Here is a 25,936-nt window from a genome sequence, read left to right as displayed (position 1 = left end):
TGCTTCTTACTTTACAGGCACCTGGAGAGTCCTCTTGAGCCAGGAATATACAGAAGATAAAGACGTTTCGTTACAATCGCTGAGCAGTGGACGTCGTCTGCTGGAAGCGTTGCTTATTCTGGTGGCGTTGTTTGCCATCTACCTGATGGTTTCTTTAGTCAGTTTTAACCCTTCCGACCCGAGCTGGTCGCAAACGGCCTGGCATGAACCTATCCACAATATCGGCGGCAGCGTCGGTGCCTGGCTGGCTGACACCTTACTCTTCATCTTTGGTGTGATGGCGTACGCCATTCCGCCCGTCATCCTGGGTCTGTGCTGGATTGCTTTCCGTCAGCGCGACAGCCAGGACTACTTTGACTACTTTGCTGTCGGGCTGCGCTTAATTGGCGTCCTGGCACTGGTGGTGACGACCTGTGGTATGGCGGCGCTAAATGCCGATGATATCTGGTACTTCGCCTCAGGCGGCGTGATTGGTAGCCTGGTGAGTAATGCGATTGCCCCCTGGTTCAGTCCAGCGGGTGGCACGCTTATGCTGCTTTGCGTCTGGGCGGCGGGCATTACCCTTTACACCGGCTGGTCATGGCTCACCATCGCAGAAAGAATTGGTGGCGTGGTGATGGGTGTGCTGACGTTTGCCAGCAACCGTTCACGTCACGATGAACCCTGGCAGGAAGAGGATGACGAGCAGGACGCGCATGAATACGCGGATGTGCCTGAACTGCATGCTGCCGATCAGGATGAAGATGAAGATGTGCTGCTTTCTGCTCCACGTGCAGCCGCCCAGCCTGCGGCGTCACAGCCGGATCCTCTGCTGGCTAAAGCGGCAGCAGCAACCAGCGCGGCGGTAGCGGCAACGGCGGAAGCCGCAGAGGTGACGCTCGCGCCGGCCGCTCCGGTAACGCCTGCCGCTGTTGCAGCGTCTTCTGCGGCGGCATCTGCGCCTGCAGCTATGCCAGCATCGCCGACGGCACAACCCGCGCCTGCGGCCGTGCAGAGCGCGCCAGCATCCTATGGTGCAGCAACGGCTCCGACTCCGGCGCAGAGTGCTTCTGCACCTGCGACCTCACCACCGCTTTATCACTTTGAAATGCCGGACGAGGCCCCGGCTGCGCCGTCGTTCAGTGCTTACGACGACGATGAACCTAAAATGGGGAACTGGCGCGACACACCAGCAATGCCTGCGGCTCCTGCAGCTGCGGCCGCCGTCGCTGCCACTGCGGCCCAGGCGACCACGCGTACTGCCCCTGTTTTCGATTTAGCCCCTGAAACCAATCCCAACCCGCAGGTTAAGCAGGGCATCGGACCGGCGCTACCGCGTCCTAACCCGGTAAAACTGCCAACCCGTCGTGAGCTGGCCTCTTATGGCATTAAATTGCCTTCTCAGCGCATGGCTGAAGAGAAAGCAAAAACGGAAGAGAGCGAAACGGCCCCGGCTGGATCAGTTTCTGCTGCACCTGATGCTGAAGAGGCGCTGCAGCAGGCTGAACTGCGTCAGGCCTTCCAGTCTGAACAGCAGCAGCGTTATGGCACCAGCTGGCAGCAGGACGAGGAAGATGAGCAGGATGCTCAGCATCAGGATGCACTGGCACGTCAGTTCGCCGAGCAGCAGCAACAGCGCTATGAACCTGAAGTGAAAAAAGATCCGGTATTTAATATTGATACCGCCTCTGCGTTTGATTTTTCACCGATGAAAGATCTGGTGGATGACGGCCCGTCTGAACCGCTGTTTACGATTGCCGCGACGCCAGAACCGGAAGCTCCTGCGGTTTCACACGAACCATGGCAGCAGGTGAGTGAGGTTTCACAACCTCAGGCTCCGGCTCAGGTTCCTGCACCTGACCGCTTTATCCCGGCAGAATCAGATTACAGTACGCCAGCAGCCTCGTCTGAGCCTGTGTATGCAGCGCCTGCAGCACCCTCTGCGCCCGCTTATGGTGCGCCAGTGGCTTCTCAGGCTCCGGCTTATTCTGCTCCCGCTTATGGTTCGCCAGCCGCCGTGCCGGCTCAGCCGGTTGAAGAAGCGAAACCTTCGCTGCATGACAGCCTGATTCATCCGTTCCTGATGCGCCATGAACAGCCTCTGGAGAAACCGTCTACACCACTGCCTTCACTGGATCTGCTGACTGCGCCACCTGAAGAAGAAGAGCCGGTGGACATGTTTTCGCTGGAGCAGACCGCCCGTCTGGTTGAGTCTCGCCTGGGTGATTATCGTGTGAAAGCGGAAGTGGTTGGCATCTCGCCTGGCCCGGTTATTACCCGTTTTGAACTCGACCTGGCACCTGGCGTGAAAGCGGCGCGTATTTCAAACCTGTCGCGTGATTTAGCACGTTCGCTGTCCACGGTTGCGGTTCGTGTGGTGGAAGTGATTCCAGGCAAGCCTTACGTGGGTCTGGAACTGCCTAACAAGCATCGTCAGACAGTCTATCTGCGTGAAGTACTGGATTGCCCTAAATTCCGCGACAATCCGTCACCGCTGGCTGTTGTGCTGGGTAAAGATATTGCGGGTCAGCCTGTCGTCGCCGATCTGGCGAAAATGCCGCACTTACTGGTAGCCGGTACCACCGGTTCCGGTAAATCTGTGGGTGTGAACGCCATGATTATCAGCATGCTTTATAAGGCGACGCCGGAAGAAGTTCGCTTCATCATGATCGACCCGAAAATGCTGGAGCTGTCGGTCTACGAAGGCATCCCACACCTGCTGACCGAAGTCGTCACAGACATGAAAGATGCCGCCAATGCGCTGCGCTGGAGTGTTGGCGAAATGGAGCGTCGCTATAAGCTGATGTCGGCGCTGGGCGTGCGTAATCTGGCAGGTTACAACGAGAAAGTGGAACAGGCTGAAGCGATGGGCCGTCCGATTCCCGATCCGTTCTGGAAGCCGGGCGACAGTATGGATATGACGCCGCCGGTCCTGGAAAAACTGCCTTACATCGTGGTAATGGTCGATGAGTTTGCCGACCTGATCATGGCAGTGGGTAAAAAAGTTGAAGAGTTGATTGCGCGTCTGGCACAGAAAGCCCGAGCCGCAGGTATCCACCTGGTGCTGGCAACACAGCGCCCATCCGTGGATGTGATTACTGGCCTGATCAAAGCGAACATCCCGACGCGTATCGCCTTTACCGTGTCGAGCAAGATTGACTCACGTACCATTCTCGATCAGGGCGGCGCGGAGTCACTGCTGGGGATGGGTGACATGCTCTATATGCCGCCAAACTCCTCCCTGCCTATTCGTGTGCACGGTGCCTTTGTTCGTGACCAGGAAGTGCATGCCGTGGTTCAGGACTGGAAAGCGCGTGGACGTCCGCAATATATCGACAGCATTACCGCGGGCGAAGAGAGCGAAAGTGCCGGTGGCATCGACAGTGATGAAGAGCTCGATCCGCTGTTCGACCAGGCAGTCGGCTTTGTGGTTGATAAACGTCGAGCATCGATTTCAGGCGTTCAGCGTCAGTTCCGCATTGGTTATAACCGTGCGGCACGTATCATTGAGCAGATGGAAGCGCAGGGCATTGTCTCTGCACCAGGCCACAATGGTAACCGTGAAGTCCTGTCTCCGCCCCCACACGACATGTAGCAGTTAAATGTTTTGAAACACTACTCACTGAGCCAGTTCCGACTGGCTCATTGTTTTTTATACGGTTAAGCCCCATATCTGAATCAGCTTTCGGTTTTTTCTTCTGTTCTGATGGCGGAACGGCGACCAGGCTTAATGCAGTTATCGATGGGAACGTTTAAATAAGGAATTGAAGCAGATGAAATTACGCGTAATCGCTCTGGGCCTGTTGGCCACCTTTTCTTCAGCCAGCGTATTGGCTGATGCTTCCAGTGATCTGCAGCAGCGCCTGAATAAGGTCAGCAGCTTCCACGCCAGCTTCACGCAAAAAGTGACCGACAGCAGCGGCGCCAATGTGCAGGACGGCGAAGGCGAGTTGTGGGTTAAACGTCCCAGCCTGTTTAACTGGCACATGACCGCACCGGACGAAAGTATCATCATCTCCGACGGCAAATCGCTTTGGTTCTACAACCCGTTTGTTGAACAGGCTACTGTCAGCCTGCTGCAGAATGCCACCAGCAACACGCCGTTTATGCTGATTGCCCGTAACCAGTCAAACGACTGGAAGCAATACAACATCAAACAGCAGGGTGACAATTTCGAACTGACGCCGAAAAACAGCGACGGCAACCTGAAACAGTTCACTATTCAGGTGACGTCCAGCGGCACCATTAACCGCTTCAGCGCGATTGAGCAGGATGGTCAGCGCAGCGATTACCAGCTGAAAAGCCAGCAGAATGGCGCGATCAGCCCGGATAAATTCACGTTCACACCGCCAAAAGGCGTGACGGTGGACGACCAACGTCAGTGAGGTCACGGTGAGTAACCTGTCCCTGGATTTTTCCACCGAGAATTTCAAACCTCTGGCCGCACGTATGCGGCCAGAAACGTTGAAACAGTACATTGGTCAGCAGCATCTGCTGGGCGCGGGTAAACCGCTGCCGCGTGCGATTGAAGCCGGGCATCTGCATTCAATGATCTTATGGGGACCGCCCGGGACCGGCAAAACCACGCTGGCTGAGATCATCGCGCATTACGGTAATGCCGATGTGGAGCGTATCTCTGCAGTGACCTCCGGCGTAAAAGAGATCCGTGAAGCGATTGAGCGTGCCCGACAGAACAAACATGCCGGACGGCGCACTATTCTGTTTGTGGACGAGGTCCATCGGTTCAACAAGAGCCAGCAGGATGCTTTTCTGCCCCATATTGAAGATGGCACCATCACCTTTATTGGTGCCACCACCGAAAATCCCTCTTTCGAACTTAACTCCGCATTGCTGTCACGCGCCCGCGTTTACCTGCTGAAATCACTGACGCTCGAAGATATTGAGCAGGTGCTGGATCAGGCGATGCAGGATAAAGCGCGAGGTTATGGCGAGAGTGACATCGTGCTGCCGGATAATACCCGCAGGATGATTGCTGAACTGGTTAATGGTGATGCACGCCGGGCATTGAATACGCTGGAAATGATGGCAGATATGGCCGAAACCACCGCCTCAGGTCAGCGTGAACTGACGCCTCAGTTGCTTAACGAAGTCTCGGGTGAGCGATCCGCGCGTTTTGATAACAAAGGCGATCGTTTTTACGATCTGATTTCGGCGCTGCACAAATCGGTTCGCGGCTCCGCGCCAGATGCAGCGCTCTACTGGTATGCGCGCATCATCACCGCAGGCGGCGATCCGCTCTATGTGGCACGCCGGCTGCTGGCTATCGCCTCCGAAGATGTCGGCAATGCCGATCCACGCGGTATGCAGGTGGCGATTGCAGCCTGGGATTGCTTCACGCGCGTCGGTCCGGCAGAAGGGGAGCGCGCCATCGCTCAGGCCATTGTATATCTGGCCTGTGCGCCGAAAAGTAACGCGGTCTATAACGCCTTTAAAGCTGCGATGCGTGATGCGCGTGATAATCCTGATTACGATGTGCCGGAACATTTGCGCAACGCGCCGACTAAGCTGATGAAAGAGATGGGGCTGGGCAAAGAGTACCGTTATGCTCATGATGAAACCAACGCCTATGCTGCCGGTGAAGTCTATTTTCCAAAGGAACTGGCCAGCACGCGCTATTACACGCCAACCCAGCGCGGGCTTGAGGGTAAGATTGGTGAAAAGCTAAGCTGGCTGGCTGAGCAGGATCAAAATAGCCCGACAAAACGCTACCGCTGAAACAGACCTTACGGTAATGTGGGCAATGTTTTCAACGCATTCCACAGGAATGCGTCCCTTCTTTCAACCAACTTTTTATACACAGGATAAGCATGCTCGATCCCAATCTGCTGCGTAACGAGCCAGACGCAGTCGCAGAAAAACTGGCACGCCGGGGATACAAACTGGATGTGGAAACGCTGCGTTCGCTTGAAGAGCGTCGCAAAGTACTGCAGGTGGAAACAGAAAATTTGCAGGCAGAGCGTAACTCCCGATCCAAATCCATCGGTCAGGCCAAAGCACGTGGGGAAGACATCGAGCCGCTGCGCCAGGAAGTGAATGCGCTGGGCGAACGCCTGGATGCCGCTAAAGCAGAACTGGACGAACTGCAGAATCAAATTCGTGACTTCGCGCTGGCAATGCCGAACATTCCAGCAGACGAAGTGCCGCTGGGCAAAGATGACAGCGAAAACCAGGAAGTGAGCCGCTGGGGTACGCCGCGCGAGTTCAGTTTCCAGGTTAAAGATCACGTTGAGCTGGGTGAAGCGGCTAAAGGCCTGGATTTTGCGGCTGCCGTGAAACTGACCGGTTCGCGCTTTGTTGTCATGCAGGGGCAGATTGCCCGCCTGCACCGTGCACTGAGTCAGTTTATGATTGACCTGCACACTGAGCAGCATGGCTACCTTGAAACCTCCGTGCCTTACCTGGTTAACCACGCAACCCTTTACGGTACCGGACAGTTGCCTAAGTTTGGCGAAGACCTGTTCCACACCCGTCCGCTGGAAGAGGAGTCAGACAGCAGCAACTATGCACTGATTCCTACCGCGGAAGTGCCGCTGACCAACCTGGTGCGTGACGAGATCCTCGAAGAGGATACCCTGCCGGTTAAACTCACCGCACATACACCGTGCTTCCGTTCCGAAGCGGGTTCTTACGGTCGTGATACACGCGGTCTGATCCGTATGCACCAGTTCGACAAAGTTGAGATGGTGCAGATCGTTACCCCGGAACAGTCTATGGAGGCGCTTGAAGAGCTGACCGGCCACGCTGAAAAAGTTCTGCAGCTGCTGAACCTGCCATACCGCAAGGTTTTACTCTGTACCGGCGATATGGGTTTCGGAGCGACTAAAACCTACGATCTGGAAGTCTGGTTACCGGCGCAGAACACCTACCGCGAGATCTCATCCTGTTCCAACATGGGTGATTTCCAGGCGCGTCGTATGCAGGCGCGTTGCCGTAACAAACAGGATAAGAAGCCGCGTCTGGTTCATACCCTGAACGGTTCAGGTCTGGCCGTCGGCCGTACCCTGGTGGCAGTGCTGGAAAACTATCAGCAGGAAGATGGTCGTATCGCCGTACCGGAAGTTTTACGCCCTTACATGAAGGGCGTCGAAATTATCGGCTAAGCAATCAGGCATCTTAAGACCCGGCCATGGCCGGGTTTTTTTATGTCCTGCATCTGAAAAATAGGATTTATGTCGCGCTGATTTAATCACAAATAAACGTTATCGATAACAGATGTGCTGGAGTGCTTAAAAACCTAATTTTTCATAGAGATAGCATTTAGCCGCATGTCGCCCAAGACGATTGTAACCCACTGAAGATTAGTAAATTAAATTGTCGGCCAGCAAAATGTGCTGCCGTTAAATTCCTTCCATTGACTTTAAAAAAGCTAATGGCAAACTGCGCGCAATTTCCTTCATTTGCTCTGGTTTCTATCCCCTATGTCAACCTGGTCACGCCCCGTGATACTGCTGCTTTGCGGCCTGATGTTAATGACTGTCGCAATTGCCGTGCTGAATACGCTCGTTCCACTGTGGCTGACGCATGACTTACTGACAACCTGGCAGGTGGGTATAGTAAGTTCGTCTTATTACACCGGTAATCTCGCAGGCACGCTGCTGGCTGGCTGGTTAATCAGACAGTACGGCTTCAATCGCAGCTATTACCTGGCTACCGTGATGTTTGCCGTCGCGACCCTGTGCCTGGCGATGATGTCGGGCTTCTGGGCCTGGAGTTCAATGCGATTCATCGCGGGTGTCGGCTGTGCGCTGATGTGGGTGGTGGTTGAGAGCGCACTTCTGTGCAGCGGCACGGTGCGTAATCGCGGACAACTGCTGGCGGCCTACATGGTTGTCTATTACATCGGTACTGTGACCGGCCAGTTACTGGTCAGCAAACTCTCTACGGAATTACTCAGCGTGATCCCGTGGGTAACCTCGCTGGTCTTCTGCGCCGTGCTGCCGCTGGTCTTTACCCGCGTTTCCAGTAATGGTGAAGCGACAGAGGCGGCTCCGGCCCGCATCTGGCCGATGCTGCGTCGTCGTAGTTCCCGCCTGGGTATTAATGGCTGCATCATCTCTGGCATCCTTCTGGGCTCGCTTTATGGCCTGATGCCGCTTTACCTGTCACATCAGGGAATGAGTGACGCAAATGTCGGTTACTGGATGGCGTTGCTGGTCAGCGCAGGTATTGTGGGCCAGTGGCCCGTTGGCCGCCTGGCCGATCGTTTTGGTCGCATGCTGGTGCTACGGGTTCAGGTTTTTGTCGTTATCCTGGGCGCGATGGCCATGTTGACCAATGCCGCGATGGCGCCTGCGCTGTTTGTGCTGGGCCTGGCAGGCTTCACACTCTATCCGGTGGCGATGTCCTGGGCTTGTGAGACGGTCGCCCACCATGAGCTGGTTGCAATGAACCAGGCGTTGCTGATGAGTTATACCGTAGGCAGTCTGGCTGGACCGGCAATGACCTCTGTTCTGATGCAGAATTATTCTGACCAGCTATTGTTCGTGATGATCGCGGCTGTGGCGCTGATTTATCTGGTTATGCTGCTGCGCAAAACGAATCATCAGGCTACGCCAGTGGCACATGCCTGATCGCCATTTGGCCAAAAGGGAGCATTAAGCTCCCTTTTTTGTGGCCGATTGTTAGTACATCACTTCGTGGCCGTAACTGGCGAGAATGTTTTTCACGCGCTCCATCGTCTCTTTACCCGGCGGCTTTACGCCATCCAGCTTGTACTCTTCACCCATCGCAATCCATTTATGCTTACCCAGTTCGTGATAGGGCAGCAATTCAATCTTCTCAACGTTCTGCATATCACGGGTGAATTCGCCCAGGCGATGCGCGGTGTCATCGTCATCGGAATAGCCCGGTACGACAACGAAACGGATCCAGGTTCTCTTGCCTTTTTTCTGCAGATAACGGGCAAAGTCCAGGGTACGGTGATTAGAGACCCCCACCAGAATCTGATGCACATCGTCATTCATCTGTTTCAGGTCGAGCATCACTAAGTCAGTAACATCAAGCAGTTCATCGATCACCGGATCATAGCGGCGTACGAAACCGTTCGTGTCGAGACAGGTATGAATGCCTTCCGCTTTACAGGCGCGAAACCAGTCGCGCACAAATTCAGCCTGAAGAATCGCTTCACCACCAGAGGCCGTAACACCGCCGCCAGAGGCGTTCATAAAATGGCGATAGGAAAGCACATCCGCCATCAGCGCTTCAACGCTGATCTCTTTGCCGCCGTGGGTATCCCAGGTGTCGCGGTTGTGGCAGTAGAGGCAGCGCATCAGGCAGCCCTGAAAGAAGGTGATAAAACGGATGCCGGGACCATCGACGGTGCCGCAGGATTCAAATGAGTGGATACGACCATTAACTGACATTGCGATGTGTTCTCCAGTAAGTCTGCCGGGACAGACGGCGCAATCTCTGTTGCGCTCAGGGCAGGAAATCGATTCTGGTGGGAACCTTGATAAAGATGACCAACAAAACAGACTTTTAAGGAAAAGGCTCCGCGAGGAGCCTTTTTATATCGGGTTGAGCCGTGATTACAGTGACTGTGTGAAGGTACGGGTAATCACATCCTGCTGCTGCTCTTTAGTCAGGGAGTTAAAGCGCACAGCATAACCGGAAACGCGGATGGTCAGCTGCGGATACTTCTCTGGATGCTCCATCGCGTCCAGCAGCATTTCACGGTTCATGACATTGACGTTAAGGTGCTGACCGCCTTCGATGCTCGCTTCATGATGGAAGTAACCATCCATCAGACCGGCAAGGTTAGTTTTACGCACGTTATCATCTTTACCCAGCGCGTTTGGCACGATTGAGAAGGTATAAGAGATGCCATCTTTCGCATAGGCAAACGGCAGTTTCGCGACGGAAGTCAGTGAAGCCACCGCACCTTTCTGGTCACGGCCATGCATTGGGTTAGCACCGGGTCCAAACGGTGCACCAGCGCGACGTCCATCCGGTGTGTTACCGGTTTTCTTACCATACACCACGTTTGAGGTGATGGTCAGAACAGACTGTGTCGGCACGGCATTACGATAGGTGGTCAGCTGCTGAATTTTCTTCATGAAGCGTTCAACCAGATCGCAGGCCAGGTCATCAACGCGGGAGTCGTTGTTACCGAACTGAGGATATTCACCTTCGATGTCGAAGTCGATCGCCAGACCATCTTCATCACGAATCGGTTTCACTTTGGCATATTTAATCGCAGACAGTGAATCCGCAGCAACGGAGAGACCAGCGATACCACACGCCATGGTGCGATAGACGTCACGGTCATGCAGGGCCATCAGCGCGGCTTCGTAGCTGTACTTATCATGCATGTAGTGAATGATGTTCAGCGAAGTCACATACTGTTTTGCCAGCCAGTCCATGAAGTGATCCATACGCTCCATGACGGTGTCGAAGTCCAGCACATCATCGCTGATTTTGTCGCCTTTCGGTCCAACCTGCATTTTCAGTTTTTCATCCACGCCGCCGTTGATTGCGTAGAGCAGGGTTTTCGCCAGGTTGGCACGTGCACCAAAGAACTGCATTTGTTTGCCGACAATCATCGGGCTGACGCAGCAGGCGATGGCATAGTCATCATTGTCGAAATCAGGACGCATCAGGTCATCGTTCTCATACTGCAGAGATGAGGTGTCGATTGAGACTTTAGCGGCATATTTTTTGAAATTAATTGGCAGTTTTTCTGACCACAGAATGGTCATGTTCGGCTCAGGTGAAGGACCCATGGTGTACAGGGTATTCAGGAAGCGGAAGGTACTTTTTGAAACCAGAGTACGGCCATCAACGCCCATACCTGCCAGTGATTCGGTTGCCCAGATTGGGTCACCTGAGAACAGCTCATCATATTCAGGAGTACGCAGGAAGCGAACCATACGCAGTTTCATGACCAGATGGTCAATCAGTTCCTGTGCCTGTTCTTCAGTCAGTTTACCGGCTTTAAGGTCACGCTCGATGTAAACATCCAGGAAGGTTGAGACGCGGCCAAAGGACATGGCAGCACCGTTTTGTGATTTAACGGCAGCAAGGTAGCCGTAATAAGTCCACTGTACGGCTTCAACGGCATTGGTTGCCGGGCCCGAAATGTCGTGGCCATATTTTGCGGCCATCTCTTTAATCTGCGCCAGCGCACGATGCTGATCCGAGATCTCTTCACGCAGACGAATGGTCGCTTCCAGATTCACGCCATTCTCTAAATCGTTCTGCAGAGAGGCGAACTGGGAGAATTTATCCGCCATCAGGAAATCGATGCCGTAGAGAGCCACGCGACGATAGTCACCGATGATGCGGCCACGTCCATAGGCATCGGGTAAACCGGTCAGGATACCTGATTTACGGCAGCGCATGATGTCCGGGGTGTAAACGTCGAACACGCCCTGATTATGCGTTTTACGGTATTCGGTGAAGATTTTTTTCAGTGAAGGATCGAGTTCACGGCCATAGACTTTGCATGAACCTTCGACCATTTTGATGCCGCCAAAAGGAATCAGCGCGCGTTTTAATGGTGCCTCAGTCTGCAGACCAACGATTTTTTCCAGCGACTTATTGATGTAGCCTGCGTCGTGCGAGGTAATCGTTGAGGCGAGGTCGGTGTCGAAGTCAACTGGCGCGTGGGTGCGGTTTTCAATTTTGATGCCTTCCAGCACGCTTTCCCACAGTTTAGTGGTCGCTTCAGTTGCGCCCGCCAGGAACGACTCATCACCTTCATAAGGAGTGTAGTTTTTCTGAATGAAGTCGCGCACATTGACGCTATTCTGCCATTCGCCTTCAGCAAATCCTTCCCATGCTGAAGCCAGTTTTGCATTAAGTTCGGTCATAATATACCTGCCTTATATGAAGAGACTTTACGGTCGGGCACAGTCAACGTCCTGTGCCGTCAAAATGTGTTTAATGGACCTAGTCACCTTTACGGAGATAGATAACCCAGTAGGTCAACCCAACCAGAATGCCGCCGCCAATGATGTTGCCAATGGTCACAGGAATCAGGTTGTCGAGAATAAAGTTGCTCACGGTAAGCGAGTGAAACTGTGCCGCCGTGGTGCCAGCAGCCTGCCAGAATTCAGGTGCCGCGAAGTCGCGAATGACAATGGCATAAGGAATCAGAAACATATTGGCGATGCTGTGCTCGAAACCGCTGGCGACAAACATGCCAACAGGCAAAATCATTACCACCAGCTTATCGGTCAGGGTACGGCCGGAGTAACTCATCCAGACGGCGAGGCAGACCAGCAAATTCGCCAGCGTACCCAGACAAACCGCTTCGATGAATGTGTGATGCATTTTGTGATCGGCGGTTTCCAGGACATTCAATCCCCAGGCGCCATTCGCGACCGTATGCTGTCCGGCAAACCACATCAGGGCGACAAAGAAGAGGGCACCTGCAAGGTTACCGGCGTAAACGTTAATCCAGTTGCGGGCCAGCTGTCCCCAGCTGATGCGGCCACTGGCTTTGGCGACGACGATTAAGACAGTAGAAGTAAAGAGGTCAGCGCCACACACGACGACCAGCATCAGGCCGAGTGAGAAACAGACACCGCCAATCAGTTTGGCTATGCCATAGGGCATCGTGCCGCTGCCGGTGGTCGCTGTAATATAAAAAACGAATGCGATGGAGATAAATACGCCAGCGTTTATCGCCAGAAAGAAGGTGGTGAAGGGATGTTTGGTTGCTTTATAAATACCGGCGTCTTCGGCCACTTTCGCCATTGCGGCTGGTAATAAAAGATTAAAAGGGTTGTCAGTTTTCACACTAACTTACTCCAGAAGTTGTCTGGAAAAATACTAACAAAGGAGTATAGGTCAGGAATTGATATGGATCATGTTTGCCGACGTGGCAGCCTGTAAATCGCAGAGGAAAAGCGAAATAAATCTCTAACTTTTTGAATTTATTTAGTTAAATAAATTTTAAAAATGCAAAATTTTTTTAATGTAAAAAGACTTACTCTTTTTGAAGGGCCTGCCTGATGAGTAATTAATGGCTGATATGTTAATTAAAATGATTTGATGTAATTGAATGGATTTTAATACAGCTAATGTTCCACAAGGAAGGCAGAAAATTATGGCACCAGAAAACTCCGGTGCCATGTTAATCCTCTTTTTGGATCAGTCGCGTTATAACTTACGCATTTTTCCAGTAGAGACGCTTAGCCGCCTGCAGTTTTTCGTAAGCAGCAAGCAGGGACTGATGAGCCGGGAATGCCTGCAGTTCATCATCAACGGCCTGCAGACCGTTAAATGGATGTTCACCACTGATGGCGGCTGAGGCTGCTTCCATCGCGCTTTCACCGTACATACGCAGGAAGGCGTGATGATACTGCAGCGGATCACGCTCATCTTCCATTGCCAGTAACAGCAGAGTCTGCAGGCAACGATAGTAGTTAGCCCGCTCTGGCGTAAAGATTGAGCTGTTAAACTCCATTGTCCACTCTGTCCATATCAGTGCCTGATCCAGATCGCCACCCGCCAGCGCCAGCATCGCTTTTAATTCGCCAACACGCAGTGTGTACCAGCCGTTGTCTTTACCGGTTGCCAGACCCAGCAGTTCGCGAACGCGAGTGAAGTCGTCAAAACCTTCATCATCAAGCTGTCCAATCAGATCCAGATACTCTTCCGGATTCCAGTTGCTTTCAGGCAGGGCCAGCAGGGTTTCACGAATGCCAGCGCCCATGCTGTTATTCGCCAGGAAGAGATCTTCGGCAGGGTAGATATCAGACATCCCCGGTACGATGATGCGGCAGGCATAGACACCCAGATGCTCGTAGTCAGCAATATAGACTTCCTGATCTTCCGAGGCAAAGATGGCCATCAGTGTGGAGAATTCCTGCTCGGTGCTGCCTGCAAATGACCAGTCAACAAAGGGATAGTCCGCTGTTTCTTTAAACAGATCCCATGAGATAAGACCGCTTGAATCAATGAAATGGGTCTCCAGATTGGCATGTTCAGCGACTTCTTCATCATCAAAAGTCGGTGGCGTGAACACATCAAGATCTTTCAGGCTTCGGCCCTGCAGCAGCTCAGTGACAGTTCGTTCCAGTGCCACACCAAAATCGGGGTGGGCACCAAAGGAGGCAAAACAGGTTCCGTTGGTCGGGTTAAACAGCACCACACAAATCACCGGATATTTACCGCCCAGCGAGGCGTCATAAGCGAAAATCGGGAAGCCTTCCGCTTCAAGGCGGGCAATTGCCTCGATCACCTCTGGATAACGCTGCATTACCTCATCAGGGATCGCTGGCAGGCTGATTGCTTCCGCGATGATGCGGTTCTTGATGTAGCGCTCAAACACTTCGGACAGGCCCTGAACACGCGCTTCATTCGCGGTGTTTCCTGCGGACATGCCATTTGAGACATAGAGGTTGCCGATGATATTCATCGGGATGTAAACCGTTTGCTGATCCGACTGGCGGGTAAACGGCAGGGCGCAGATACCGCGCTCAGCATTGCCAGACTGCAGATCAATCAGGCCGGAAGCCGTCAGAGCATTGTCGGGATCGTAAAACGCGTTCAGGCGCGCATCCAGAATGCCTTCAGGTAAGGAATCATCCTCAGGTAACGCGAACCATTTTTCATTGGGATAGTGAACAAAGTCGCCGTTCGCGATCTTTTTGCCCAGCCAGAAGTCAGCAAAAAAGTAGTTAGTTGAGAGACGCTCAAAATATTCGCCCAGTGCAGAGGCCAGCGCAGCTTTTTTACTGGCGCCCTTGCCGTTGGTAAAGCAGAGCGGGCAATCGCGGTCGCGGATATGCACTGACCAGACATGGGGAACAGGATTCAGCCAGGAAGCTTCTTCAATGTTAAAGCCGAGATCCTGCAGCTTGTTCTGGAAACGCGCAATGGAGTCTTCCAGTGCGGCATCTTTGCCCGGGATAAATGTTTGCGTCATAGTGCCGCTCTCTCTGTTGTCATGGGGTGCGTAAAGCGCGCAATGATACGGATTTTGCTTACAGACCGCTATCAGGGCGGGACATTTTTACCGGCTTAGTTTTTATCACATCGGCTCTCAGGCCAAACGTGGATTAATGGTGCTGGATGAAGCCTCACAAAATTCCGCGCTGGTTTGCATTGGTAACATAACCTCCGGCGAGGCATATTCAGAAAATGTGACCGCGCCCTGATTTATGATTGCAGCTATCAGTATGCAGTGATAAAACCGAATGGTTATTCATAACCGTTCGATATGACAGTGGTGAGGGGAAATGACGCAAGTTTATAATTTTAGCTCTGGCCCGGCGATGCTACCGGTTGAAGTCCTTCGTCGTGCAGAACAGGAACTGACGAACTGGCGCGGTCTGGGTACCTCTGTAATGGAGATCAGTCACCGCAGTAAAGAGTTTATTCAGGTAGCTGAAGAAGCAGAGCAGGACTTCCGTGATCTGCTAAAAATACCGGCCAATTACAAAGTTTTATTCTGTCATGGCGGCGCGCGCGCGCAGTTTGCTGCTGTACCCGGTAATCTGCTGGGTCAGGCGACAACTGCTGACTATGTTGATGGCGGCTACTGGGCGCATAGCGCAATAAAAGAAGCGGAAAAGTATTGTTCCCCACGCACGCTGGATGTCAAAACAACCCGCGACGGTAAACGCGCTATCCTGCCGATGAGCGAATGGGCGGTAAGTGAGGCATCCGCTTACCTGCATTTTTGCCCGAATGAAACCATTGATGGCATCGCCATTGATGAACAGCCTGACTTCGGCAGTAAAACCGTTGTTGCTGATTTCTCCTCTACCATTCTGTCTCGTCCGATCGATGTGAGTCGTTATGGCGTGATTTATGCGGGTGCGCAGAAAAATGTAGGCCCGGCCGGATTAACGCTGGTGGTTGTGCGTGAAGATCTGCTGGGCCAGGCGCATGCCTCAGTGCCTTCAATCCTCGATTACAAAGTACTGGCCGATAACGATTCGATGTTTAACACCCCACCGACGTTTGCATGGTATCTGTCGGGGCTGGTATTTAAATGGCTGAAAGAGAAGGGCGGTGTCGCTGAAATTGATCGTATTAATCAGGCAAAATCTGACCTGCTTTATGGCGTCATCGATCACAGTGGTTTTTACCGTAATGATGTGGCGACAGAAAACCGTTCACGCATGAACATTCCTTTCCAGCTGGCGGATGCGTCACTGGATGCGCTGTTCCTGGAAGAGTCATTTAAGGCGGGATTGCATGCGCTTAAAGGACATCGTGTAGTAGGCGGTATGCGCGCCTCTATCTATAATGCGATGCCGCTGGAAGGTGTGAAAGCGCTGACCGATTTCATGGTCGATTTTGAACGTCGCCACGGCTGATTATTAAAATATCAGCACTAATGCTGATGCCAGACCTCGTCACACGGCGAGGTCTCTGTATTTTTGAGGATTTCGTTTCACATGCAGGACTCCCTGACTCTCCAACCCATTTCGCGTGTCGATGGCACCGTGAACCTGCCAGGTTCTAAGAGCGTTTCTAATCGCGCATTGCTGCTGGCTGCGCTGGCTAAAGGCACTACCCGTCTCACCAACCTGCTCGACAGCGACGATGTAAAGCATATGCTGAATGCGCTGACCGCGCTGGGCGTAAGCTATACGCTTTCAGACGATCGTACCGTGTGTGAAGTCACGGGGAATGCAGGACCACTGAACGCATCTCAACCGCTGTCACTGTTTCTGGGCAACGCCGGCACCGCTATGCGTCCATTGGCCGCAGCACTTTGCCTGGGCGAGCACGATATCGAACTGACCGGCGAACCCCGCATGAAAGAGCGTCCAATCGGGCATCTGGTCGATGCGCTTCGTCAGGGTGGCGCAACCATTGAGTACCTGGAAAACGAAAACTATCCGCCGCTGCGTTTACGCGGTGGTTTTACCGGCGGTGATGTCAGTGTGGATGGCAGTGTTTCCAGTCAGTTCCTGACGGCGCTGCTGATGACCGCGCCGCTGGCGCAGCAGGATACCTGCATCACGATTAAAGGTGATTTGGTTTCCAAACCTTACATCGACATTACGCTCAATCTTATGCAGTGCTTTGGCGTCGACGTTGAGAATCAGAGCTATCAGCGTTTCCTGATTAAGGGACAGCAGCAGTATCAGTCACCGGGCGATTACCTGGTGGAAGGTGATGCCTCTTCCGCTTCTTATTTCCTGGCGGCTGCAGCCATAAAAGGCGGAACGGTCCGGGTCACCGGTATCGGACGCCAGAGTATGCAGGGTGACATTCGGTTTGCTGACGTGCTGGAAAAGATGGGTGCTGCGATCGAATGGGGCGATGATTACATTGCCTGTACGGCTGGAAAGCTGCAGGCCATTGATATGGACATGAACCATATCCCGGATGCTGCAATGACCATTGCCACCACGGCGCTGTTTGCAGAAGGCACCACCCAGTTACGTAATATTTATAACTGGCGGGTAAAAGAGACCGATCGATTGAGCGCAATGGCGACAGAGCTGCGTAAAGTCGGCGCGGAAGTCGAAGAGGGTCATGACTACATCCGTATTACCCCACCTGCGACGCTAAAGCATGCTGATATTGGCACCTACAATGATCACCGTATGGCAATGTGCTTTTCTCTGGTAGCACTGTCAGATACGCCAGTGACCATTCTTGATCCTGGCTGTACAGCTAAAACCTTCCCGGACTACTTCGTTCAGCTGGCTAAAATCAGCCAGAGCGCCTGATATCTCTCTCTTCCGGTGCGGTTCCGCACCGGATCTCCCCGGATTTAATCTGGCTGTAACGGCCCAGCGATCCTCTGAATTAACTAAAATTACGAACCCGGTTAGTGCGAAACAGTAACCAAGCCGCGCTATGCAGCGTATAATGCGAGTCATTAATGGTGACCGAAAGGTCAGGAAGCACGCAGCAACAGGAGGGAATAATGACAGTAACTGCCCCGGTCATAACTATTGATGGGCCAAGTGGAGCGGGAAAAGGAACACTGTGTAAAGCGATGGCAGAATCGCTGCAGTGGCATCTGCTGGACTCCGGTGCTATTTATCGCGTGCTGGCATTAGCCGCGTTGCATCATCAGGTCGACATCGAATCTGAAGAAGCGCTTGTGCCGATTGCTGCACACCTCGATGTGCGCTTTGTGTCACAAAATGGTGACATGCAGGTCATCCTTGAAGGTGAAGATGTTACCGGTGAAATCCGTACTCAGGAGGTCAGCAACACCGCGTCACGTGTTGCCGCGTTTCCACGGGTGCGCGAAGCGTTATTACGCCGCCAGCGCGGTTTCCGCGAGCTGCCGGGATTAATTGCTGATGGACGAGACATGGGCACCGTGGTTTTCCCGGAGGCGCCAGTGAAAATTTTCCTGGATGCCAGTCCGGAAGAACGTGCTCAGCGCCGTATGCTACAGTTGCAGGACAATGGCTTTAATGTTAACTTTGACCGCCTTTTAGCCGAGATAAAAGAACGCGACGACCGCGATCGCAACCGCGCAATCGCACCTTTAGTAGCCGCTGGCGATGCACTGGTTCTGGACTCTACCGAGATGTCTATCGATCAAGTCATCGAAAAAGCGCTACACTATGCCCGCGAGAAGCTGGGTATTTCGGCTTAACTGAATTTATCACCCTGTACCATGGATCAGGTGCCGGGCATGTGAAACAACCCCATCCGACATGAAGTCAGATGGACGTTAAATTGAAGAATCCTGAAGATTATCAATATGACTGAATCTTTTGCTCAACTATTTGAAGAATCCTTAAAAACAATCGAAACCCGCCCGGGTTCTATCGTTCGTGGCATCGTCGTTTCTATCGACAAAGATGTCGTTCTGGTTGATGCGGGTCTGAAATCTGAATCTGCAATTCCTGCAGAGCAGTTCAAGAACGCAGCCGGCGAACTGGAAATCCAGGTAGGCGACGAAGTTGATGTTGCTCTGGATGCAGTGGAAGACGGCTTCGGTGAAACCCTGCTGTCCCGTGAGAAAGCGAAGCGCCATGAAGCATGGATCACGCTGGAGAAAGCTTACGAAGACGCTGAAACTGTTACCGGTGTTATCAACGGCAAAGTTAAAGGCGGCTTCACAGTTGAGCTCAACGGTATCCGTGCGTTCCTGCCAGGTTCACTGGTAGATGTGCGTCCGGTGCGCGATACGCTGCACCTGGAAGGCAAAGAGCTTGAATTCAAAGTGATCAAGCTGGATCAGAAACGCAACAACGTCGTGGTTTCACGTCGTGCGGTTATCGAATCCGAAAACAGCGCAGAGCGCGATCAGCTGCTGGAAAACCTGCAGGAAGGCATGGAAGTTAAAGGTATCGTTAAGAACCTCACTGACTACGGTGCATTCGTTGATCTGGGCGGCGTTGATGGCCTGCTGCACATCACTGACATGGCATGGAAACGCGTTAAGCATCCAAGCGAAATCGTTAACGTGGGCGACGAAATCACCGTTAAGGTGCTGAAGTTCGACCGCGAGCGTACCCGTGTTTCTCTGGGTCTGAAGCAGCTGGGCGAAGATCCATGGGTTGCTATCGCTAAACGCTATCCGGAAGGCACCCGCCTGACCGGTCGTGTTACCAACCTGACTGATTACGGCTGCTTCGTGGAAATCGAAGAAGGCGTTGAAGGTCTGGTACACGTGTCTGAAATGGACTGGACCAACAAAAACATCCATCCGTCTAAAGTTGTTAACGTAGGCGATGTTGTTGAAGTTATGGTTCTGGACATTGACGAAGAGCGTCGTCGTATCTCCCTGGGTCTGAAGCAGTGTAAATCTAACCCATGGCAGCTGTTCGCTGAGACGCACAACAAAGGCGATCGTGTTGAAGGTAAAATTAAGTCAATCACTGACTTCGGTATCTTCATCGGCCTGGATGGCGGCATCGACGGTCTGGTTCACCTGTCTGACATCTCCTGGAACGCGACTGGCGAAGAAGCCGTTCGTGAGTACAAAAAAGGCGACGAAATCGCTGCCGTTGTACTGCAGGTTGATGCAGAGCGCGAGCGTATCTCTCTGGGCGTTAAACAGCTGGCAGAAGATCCGTTCAACAACTACATCACTTTGAACAAGAAAGGTGCCATCGTCACCGGTAAAGTGACTGCAGTTGATGCTAAAGGTGCTACAGTTGAATTAGCAGACGGCGTTGAGGGTTACCTGCGCGCTTCTGAAGCTTCACTGGACCGCATTGAAGATGCAACTCTGGTTCTGAACGTTGGCGACGACGTTGAAGCTAAGTTCACCGGCGTTGATCGTAAAAACCGTGTCGTAAGCCTGTCTGTCCGTGCGAAAGACCAGGCTGATGAGAAAGAAGCTATCAATACTGTTAACACCAAACAGGAAGAAGGCAATTTCTCTAGCGCTATGGCTGAAGCGTTCAAAGCGGCTAAAGGCGAGTAATCGACCTGAAGCACCGGGTGGGCAACCACCCGGTTTCGGTAAAAGCTGTCATACATTCCTGTAGGGATAAACCGGAGGTTACATGACCAAGTCAGAACTGATCGAAAGACTGGCGGGACAGCATACTCATATACCGGCGAAAGTCGTTGAGGATGCAGTCAAAGAGATGCTTGAGCACATGGCCACTACGCTGGCACAGGGCGAGCGCATCGAAATCCGGGGATTCGGCAGCTTTTCTTTGCACTATCGCGCTCCGCGTACTGGACGTAACCCGAAAACGGGTGACAAAGTGGATCTGGAAGGTAAATACGTTCCCCACTTTAAGCCAGGCAAAGAGCTGCGCGATCGCGCAAACATCTACGGCTAAGCCGATACCGAACCCAATAAACGACATCTCCGGATGTCGTTTTTTTTTGCCTGCTATTCAGGCTGAGCACTGATATCCAGATTACTGTCGTCAACACTGCAAGGCCGCATTCTGTTTGTGAGGGCGCTCCAGCCTGCCTGATTGTTCCCTGTTAGTTTCACCTCAATTGCCCAGAATAATCGAACTGAAACAATGGATACGATTATGCTGACATGGACCGTTCTGGCGCGACTGGTGATCGTTGCAACATTACCGCTATTGCTGATGGCCCAACTGCCCTCAGGTAAGATGATGGTGATGCTGGTACTGATGGGCCTCGCTCTGCTCCATTGCCATTACCCATCCGTTCGCTGGACCGGTATTACGCTGCTGTTGCTGGCATGGGCTTTTAACGATGCCCGTCTGATGGTGCGGGATATTGAACAGCTCTCCGTACGTCCCGCCACCTTTACGCTTGAGATCAGTGAACTGCGGAAAGAGAGAAAGCAAATCCGGGTTCGGCTGCTGGAAGAAGAGGGCAGAATGATATTCCCTCCCCGCTATGCCTGGCTTTATTTCGATACTGATCAGGAAACTTATTGTCCGGGACAACGCTGGACGATGCGACTTCGTTTGAGACCAGTCCATGCTCGTCTCAATGAGGGCGATTTCGATGCGCAGCGTTTTGCTCTGGCTAATAATACGCCGCTCCAGGGCAGGATCCTTAATCAGGTTGCCGTTAGCGAACAGTGTAATGGACGCTGGCGATTTATTTTATGGCATCGCGACAGGACCCACTCCATGCCTGCACGTGCCACGCTGGAGGCACTCTCCTTTGGCATCAGGGATGAAATGAGCCAGCAGACTCGCCAGTTACTTCGGGATACCGGTACTGCGCATTTAATGGCGATATCGGGCATGCATATCGCCCTGGCCGCCAGCACCGGCTGGATCATTACGCGTGGGGTGCAATTTATCCTGCCAGCCCGGCGTATCGGCTATCTCCTTCCGCTTATCGTAAGCTGGCTATTTGCTGCAACCTATACCTGGCTCTCAGGAGCACAGCCTCCCGCAGCGCGTGCATTGCTGGCCCTGACGCTGTGGGCAATAACACGGTTTGCAGGTGTACAACTCAATAGCTGGCAGGTCTGGACCTTCTGTATTGGATTGCTGCTGGTGACGGATCCGCTGACCGTTTTGTCTGACAGTTTCTGGCTCTCGGTTCTGGCTGTAGGCATGCTGCTGGTCTGGTACCACTGGTTTCCCTTGCCTGCACGATTCCGTCATCAAAAGCGATGGATTCCGGTACAACTGCTGCATTTGCAGATGGGCATGATGATTTTAATGGTGCCGTTGCAGGTAGCGATATTCAACGGGATCAGCCTGACCGCACTGCTGGCAAATCTGGTGGCAATTCCGGTCATCTCGTTCATTACCATGCCATTGATAACGTTTGCTTTGCTGCTGCCGATAGCGCCTGTATCGGGCTTCTTCTGGGGGGCGGCCGATCTTTCTGTGCGTGCACTGTTTCATTGTCTGGCTTTACTGCCGCCAGGATGGTGGCCGCTGAGTGGCACAACCTGGTTTACGATTATGGTATGGGGAAGTCTGATTCTCTGGCGTGCGCAGTTCTTCTTTTCTTTGCCATTGAGCAGCTTTGTGTTGGCGCTGGCGATGATATGGAGTCGCCAGTCCCATCAGGAGCCGGGCTGGCGCATCGATATGCTGGATATCGGGCACGGATTAAGCCTGGTGATCAGTCAGGGCAAGGAGGCGGTGATGTATGACACAGGGCCGCGCTGGCAGAACGATAACGCGGGGAGTCGGGTAATCATTCCATGGCTGGAGCGCAAACAGTTACGGTTAAAACAGATCATCCTGAGTCATAAACATCTCGATCATACCGGCGGACTGGAGGCGATTATGCAACGCTGGCCAGCGGTAGAAGTCAGAAGCGCGCTGGCAGAGAAAACGCATTTACCCTGCGTACGCGGCACGCAGTGGCGCTGGCGGCAACTCCACTTTCAGGTAGTCTGGCCGCTAACGGCACCTTTGCCGGGTGACAATAACGATTCCTGTGTGGTAATCGTTGATGATGGTCAGGTCCGGCTGATGTTAACCGGCGATATTGAAGCGAAAGCGGAACGTCAGTTGGTGGCGCTGGAAAAGCAGGGGCTAAAGGTGGATATTCTGCAGGTACCGCATCACGGCAGCCGTACCTCGTCGACCTCATTGCTGCTGCGCAAAACCGGCGTACACATCGCGATTGCCTCGCTCGCACGCTACAACGCATGGCGTATGCCCGCGAAAAGTGTTCTGGAAAACTATCGAACAGCCGGTTTTACATGGCTGGATACGGGCCAGTCAGGACAAATCAGTATCAGGGTAGAGCAGGGCAGCGTGCAGGTTTACACCCTACGGGAACAATTAATGCCCCGTTGGTATCATCAGTGGTTTGGCGTCAAACGCGAATCCAGGTAGAATGGCCGGCTATTTCCAACAGCGTGAATAAATAATGCATCAAGATAAAGATCTCTCTACGTGGCAGACGTTTCGCCGACTCTGGCCGATGATCGCGCCTAATAAAGCGGGATTAATTGCGGCTTCAGTCGCCCTGATTATCAATGCTGCGGGCGACGCCTTAATGCTCTCACTGTTGAAACCATTACTGGATGATGGTTTTGGTAAAGCTGACAGGTCGGTGATGCTATGGCTGCCGTTAGTGGTCATTGGCCTGATGCTGGTACGCGGCGTGACCAGTTATATCTCCAGCTACTGCATCTCCTGGGTCTCAGGCAATGTCGTGATGAATATCCGCCGTCGGCTGTTCAGCCATATGATGGGGATGCCGGTTTCATTCTTTGACCAGCAGTCGACGGGCACCCTGTTGTCACGCATTACTTACGATTCCGAGCAGGTCGCCTCCTCTTCTTCCGGCGCGCTGGTGACGGTGGTGCGTGAAGGTGCTTCCATTATTGGCCTGTTTGTTATGATGTTCTACTACAGCTGGCAGCTGTCGTTGATCCTGATTGTTCTGGCACCCATTGTCTCATTTGCGATTCGCACCGTTTCAAAGCGTTTCCGCACCATCAGCAAAAGTATGCAGAACACCATGGGGCAGGTGACAACCAGCGCTGAGCAGATGCTGAAAGGTCACAAAGAAGTGCTGATTTTTGGCGGTCAGGAAATCGAATCGGAGCGCTTTTCCCGCGTCAGTAACCGTATGCGTCAGCAGGGAATGAAGCTGGTATCAGCATCCTCCATTTCTGATCCCATTATTCAGCTCATCGCATCGCTGGCACTGGCGTTTGTACTTTATGCCGCCAGCTTCCCAAGCGTCATGGATACGCTGACCGCCGGGACGATTACCGTGGTCTTCTCCTCGATGATTGCCCTGATGCGCCCGCTTAAGTCTCTGACCAACGTTAATGCCCAGTTCCAGCGTGGCATGGCGGCCTGTCAGACGCTGTTCTCTATTCTGGACAGTGAGCAGGAAGTGGACAACGGCACACGCGAAATGACCCGGGCGAAAGGCGATATCGAATTCCGTGATGTGACCTTTACCTATCCGGGCCGTGATATTCCGGCACTGCGTAATATCAATCTGTCACTGCCAGCAGGAAAAACGGTGGCGCTGGTGGGCCGTTCAGGTTCTGGTAAGTCGACGATGGCGAGCCTGCTGACCCGCTTTTATGACATTCAGCAGGGCGAAATCCTGCTGGACGGACATGACCTGAGAGAGTACAGCCTGCGTTCGCTGCGTAATCAGGTCGCGCTGGTGTCGCAGAATGTGCATCTCTTTAACGACACCATTGCCAATAACATCGCTTATGCGCGGAGTGAGCAGTATAGCCGTGCAGAGATCGAGCAGGCAGCCACCATGGCGCATGCCATGGACTTTATCAATAAGATGGATAAAGGCCTGGATACAGTGATTGGCGAGAATGGCGTGCTGCTATCTGGCGGTCAGCGTCAGCGTATCGCCATTGCCCGCGCACTGCTGCGTGATTGTCCGATTCTGATCCTGGATGAAGCGACCTCTGCGCTGGATACTGAGTCAGAACGCGCCATTCAGTCTGCACTCGATGAGTTGCAGAAGAACCGTACTTCGCTGGTGATTGCGCACCGTCTCTCAACCATTGAAAAAGCGGATGAAATCGTGGTCATTGAAGATGGTCAGATTGTTGAACGCGGTACGCATCAGGTGTTGCTGGCAGAACGCGGTGCCTATGCACAACTGCATAAGATGCAATTCGGCCAATGATTGAACGTATCTGGAGTGGTCGCTCACCGCTATGGCTACTGCTATGGCCATTCAGCCTGCTGTATGGTGCGATCACGGCCCTGATACGTTTCAGTTACAGGCGTGGCTGGCGTAAAAGCTGGCGCGCGCCTTTGCCGGTCGTGGTGGTGGGTAACCTCACTGCCGGCGGCAACGGAAAGACGCCGGTGGTGATCTGGCTGGTTGAGGCGTTGCAGCAGCGCGGCCTGCGTGCTGGCGTCGTCTCCAGAGGGTATGGCGGCAAGGCGGATCAGTATCCCTTGCTGGTCACCGCACAGACCAGCACGGAACAGGCCGGTGATGAGCCGGTTTTAATCGCTCAGCGCACCGGGGCGCCGGTCGCGGTGGCGCCCAGAAGGCGACAGGCGATTGAAGCATTACTGCAACAGGGCTCGCTGGATGTGGTCATCACTGATGACGGCCTGCAACATTACGCCCTGCAGCGCGATCGCGAGATCGTGGTGGTGGATGGCGTACGCCGCTTTGGCAATGGCTGGTGGTTGCCCGCAGGTCCGATGCGCGAACGCGCTTCTCGTCTGCGGCAGGTTGATGCCGTCATCATCAACGGTGGCGACGCGCAGCCCGACGAGATTGCCATGCAGCTTCAGCCCGGGCTGGCCACCAATCTCCTGACCGGGGAAACCTGTCCAGCTGAGCAACTGGGTGCGGTAGTTGCGATGGCCGGTATAGGCCATCCTCCCCGTTTTTTCACCACGCTGAAAAAGCAGGGCATCACGCCAGTTGCAGAGATCGCCTTTGCCGATCATCATGCCTACAGCGAGGATGAGCTGACCCGATTACTCCAGACAGGCCAGCAGCTGTTGATGACCGAAAAAGACGCGGTGAAATGCCGCGACTTTGCTCAGCCTGACTGGTGGTATCTGCCGGTCGATGCTCACCTGACCGGTAAATCCGTCACGCCATTACTGGCTGATATTGAACAACTCTGTCGCCGCACGCTCTGATACCCGCACCCATTCAGGTGATGCCTGATAAG

The 25,936-nt window shown here is 53.3% G+C and carries 17 protein-coding genes; 13 read left to right on the top strand and 4 right to left on the bottom strand.

The features are described 5' to 3' along the window. The first annotated feature begins 34 nt into the window (after positions 1 to 34). From KTJ90_RS12920 to KTJ90_RS12900, 5 genes are all read left to right on the top strand, one after another. Positions 35 to 3,574, top strand: a complete 3,540-nt coding sequence (locus tag KTJ90_RS12920) for a DNA translocase FtsK 4TM domain-containing protein (protein ID WP_008925840.1) — start codon at positions 35 to 37, stop codon at positions 3,572 to 3,574. Between the two features lie 178 nt (positions 3,575 to 3,752). Continuing rightward, positions 3,753 to 4,364 carry an outer membrane lipoprotein periplasmic chaperone LolA gene (gene lolA, locus KTJ90_RS12915; protein WP_003849334.1) on the top strand — a complete coding sequence of 204 codons (612 nt, stop codon included), beginning with the start codon at positions 3,753 to 3,755 and terminating at the stop codon, positions 4,362 to 4,364. Between the two features lie 7 nt (positions 4,365 to 4,371). Further along, positions 4,372 to 5,715 carry a replication-associated recombination protein A gene (locus KTJ90_RS12910; protein WP_003849336.1) on the top strand — a complete coding sequence of 448 codons (1,344 nt, stop codon included), beginning with the start codon at positions 4,372 to 4,374 and terminating at the stop codon, positions 5,713 to 5,715. Between the two features lie 92 nt (positions 5,716 to 5,807). Continuing rightward, complete coding sequence (gene serS / locus KTJ90_RS12905) at positions 5,808 to 7,100, top strand: serine--tRNA ligase (RefSeq protein WP_008925841.1); 1,293 nt, start codon at positions 5,808 to 5,810, stop codon at positions 7,098 to 7,100. Between the two features lie 318 nt (positions 7,101 to 7,418). Then, complete coding sequence (locus KTJ90_RS12900; RefSeq protein WP_003849339.1) at positions 7,419 to 8,570, top strand: MFS transporter; 1,152 nt, start codon at positions 7,419 to 7,421, stop codon at positions 8,568 to 8,570. A 51-nt stretch (positions 8,571 to 8,621) separates the two neighbouring features. On the opposite strand, the gene pflA is transcribed toward KTJ90_RS12900, so the two are convergent. The 4 genes from pflA to ycaO form a co-directional block, all read right to left on the bottom strand. Next, entirely contained in the window at positions 8,622 to 9,362 is a 741-nt protein-coding gene (gene pflA / locus KTJ90_RS12895) for a pyruvate formate lyase 1-activating protein (RefSeq protein ID WP_008925842.1), read from the bottom strand. A gap of 165 nt (positions 9,363 to 9,527) precedes the next feature. After that, complete coding sequence (gene pflB / locus KTJ90_RS12890) at positions 9,528 to 11,810, bottom strand: formate C-acetyltransferase (protein ID WP_033761664.1); 2,283 nt, start codon at positions 11,808 to 11,810, stop codon at positions 9,528 to 9,530. Between the two features lie 79 nt (positions 11,811 to 11,889). Further along, entirely contained in the window at positions 11,890 to 12,741 is an 852-nt protein-coding gene (focA, locus tag KTJ90_RS12885; RefSeq protein ID WP_499024840.1) for a formate/nitrite transporter family protein, read from the bottom strand. A 370-nt stretch (positions 12,742 to 13,111) separates the two neighbouring features. Then, positions 13,112 to 14,875: a 30S ribosomal protein S12 methylthiotransferase accessory factor YcaO gene (gene ycaO, locus KTJ90_RS12880; RefSeq protein ID WP_003849343.1), complete on the bottom strand. Its 1,764-nt coding sequence runs from the start codon at positions 14,873 to 14,875 to the stop codon at positions 13,112 to 13,114. A gap of 313 nt (positions 14,876 to 15,188) precedes the next feature. Between ycaO and serC the strand changes: the two genes are divergently transcribed. From serC to lpxK, 8 genes are all read left to right on the top strand, one after another. Next, positions 15,189 to 16,274 (top strand): 3-phosphoserine/phosphohydroxythreonine transaminase, encoded by a 1,086-nt coding sequence (serC, locus tag KTJ90_RS12875; RefSeq protein ID WP_003849345.1) that lies wholly within the window; start codon positions 15,189 to 15,191, stop codon positions 16,272 to 16,274. 81 nt (positions 16,275 to 16,355) lie between these two features. After that, positions 16,356 to 17,642, top strand: a complete 1,287-nt coding sequence (aroA, locus tag KTJ90_RS12870; RefSeq protein ID WP_003849347.1) for a 3-phosphoshikimate 1-carboxyvinyltransferase — start codon at positions 16,356 to 16,358, stop codon at positions 17,640 to 17,642. 200 nt (positions 17,643 to 17,842) lie between these two features. Next, a complete protein-coding gene (gene cmk / locus KTJ90_RS12865; protein WP_105099345.1) occupies positions 17,843 to 18,529 on the top strand; it encodes a (d)CMP kinase in 687 nt (228 codons plus the stop codon). A 108-nt stretch (positions 18,530 to 18,637) separates the two neighbouring features. Then, the gene (gene rpsA, locus KTJ90_RS12860; RefSeq protein WP_003849352.1) at positions 18,638 to 20,311 is read left to right on the top strand and encodes a 30S ribosomal protein S1; all 1,674 of its coding nucleotides are present in this window, start codon (positions 18,638 to 18,640) and stop codon (positions 20,309 to 20,311) included. A gap of 82 nt (positions 20,312 to 20,393) precedes the next feature. Next, positions 20,394 to 20,678: an integration host factor subunit beta gene (gene ihfB, locus KTJ90_RS12855; protein ID WP_003849360.1), complete on the top strand. Its 285-nt coding sequence runs from the start codon at positions 20,394 to 20,396 to the stop codon at positions 20,676 to 20,678. A 204-nt stretch (positions 20,679 to 20,882) separates the two neighbouring features. Further along, positions 20,883 to 23,138 carry an MBL fold metallo-hydrolase gene (locus tag KTJ90_RS12850; protein ID WP_499024836.1) on the top strand — a complete coding sequence of 752 codons (2,256 nt, stop codon included), beginning with the start codon at positions 20,883 to 20,885 and terminating at the stop codon, positions 23,136 to 23,138. A gap of 34 nt (positions 23,139 to 23,172) precedes the next feature. Next, positions 23,173 to 24,921, top strand: coding sequence for a lipid A ABC transporter ATP-binding protein/permease MsbA (gene msbA / locus KTJ90_RS12845; RefSeq protein ID WP_003849365.1), 1,749 nt, complete (start codon positions 23,173 to 23,175; stop codon positions 24,919 to 24,921). Then, the gene (gene lpxK, locus KTJ90_RS12840; protein WP_140033564.1) at positions 24,918 to 25,904 is read left to right on the top strand and encodes a tetraacyldisaccharide 4'-kinase; all 987 of its coding nucleotides are present in this window, start codon (positions 24,918 to 24,920) and stop codon (positions 25,902 to 25,904) included. Before msbA ends, lpxK begins: the two co-directional genes overlap by 4 nt. Positions 25,905 to 25,936: the final 32 nt, after the last annotated feature.

Origin of the sequence: Pantoea jilinensis (assembly GCF_019104105.1) — a bacterium.
GTDB lineage: Bacteria > Pseudomonadota > Gammaproteobacteria > Enterobacterales > Enterobacteriaceae > Pantoea > Pantoea eucalypti.
The sequence above is the reverse complement of the archived record's forward strand: the minus strand, read 5'-3'. Positions and strand labels throughout refer to the sequence as shown.

Bases quoted from the DNA above. Each gene is read 5' to 3' on its own strand.
- pflA (WP_008925842.1), bottom strand. From the start codon at position 9,362: ATGTCAGTTAATGGTCGTATCCACTCATTTGAATCCTGCGGCACCGTC.
- KTJ90_RS12900 (WP_003849339.1), top strand. From the start codon at position 7,419: ATGTCAACCTGGTCACGCCCCGTGATACTGCTGCTTTGCGGCCTGATG.
- rpsA (WP_003849352.1), top strand. From the start codon at position 18,638: ATGACTGAATCTTTTGCTCAACTATTTGAAGAATCCTTAAAAACAATC.
- KTJ90_RS12850 (WP_499024836.1), top strand. From the start codon at position 20,883: ATGCTGACATGGACCGTTCTGGCGCGACTGGTGATCGTTGCAACATTA.
- lolA (WP_003849334.1), top strand. From the start codon at position 3,753: ATGAAATTACGCGTAATCGCTCTGGGCCTGTTGGCCACCTTTTCTTCA.
- ycaO (WP_003849343.1), bottom strand. From the start codon at position 14,875: ATGACGCAAACATTTATCCCGGGCAAAGATGCCGCACTGGAAGACTCC.
- ihfB (WP_003849360.1), top strand. From the start codon at position 20,394: ATGACCAAGTCAGAACTGATCGAAAGACTGGCGGGACAGCATACTCAT.
- aroA (WP_003849347.1), top strand. From the start codon at position 16,356: ATGCAGGACTCCCTGACTCTCCAACCCATTTCGCGTGTCGATGGCACC.
- pflB (WP_033761664.1), bottom strand. From the start codon at position 11,810: ATGACCGAACTTAATGCAAAACTGGCTTCAGCATGGGAAGGATTTGCT.
- lpxK (WP_140033564.1), top strand. From the start codon at position 24,918: ATGATTGAACGTATCTGGAGTGGTCGCTCACCGCTATGGCTACTGCTA.
- serC (WP_003849345.1), top strand. From the start codon at position 15,189: ATGACGCAAGTTTATAATTTTAGCTCTGGCCCGGCGATGCTACCGGTT.
- cmk (WP_105099345.1), top strand. From the start codon at position 17,843: ATGACAGTAACTGCCCCGGTCATAACTATTGATGGGCCAAGTGGAGCG.
- msbA (WP_003849365.1), top strand. From the start codon at position 23,173: ATGCATCAAGATAAAGATCTCTCTACGTGGCAGACGTTTCGCCGACTC.
- serS (WP_008925841.1), top strand. From the start codon at position 5,808: ATGCTCGATCCCAATCTGCTGCGTAACGAGCCAGACGCAGTCGCAGAA.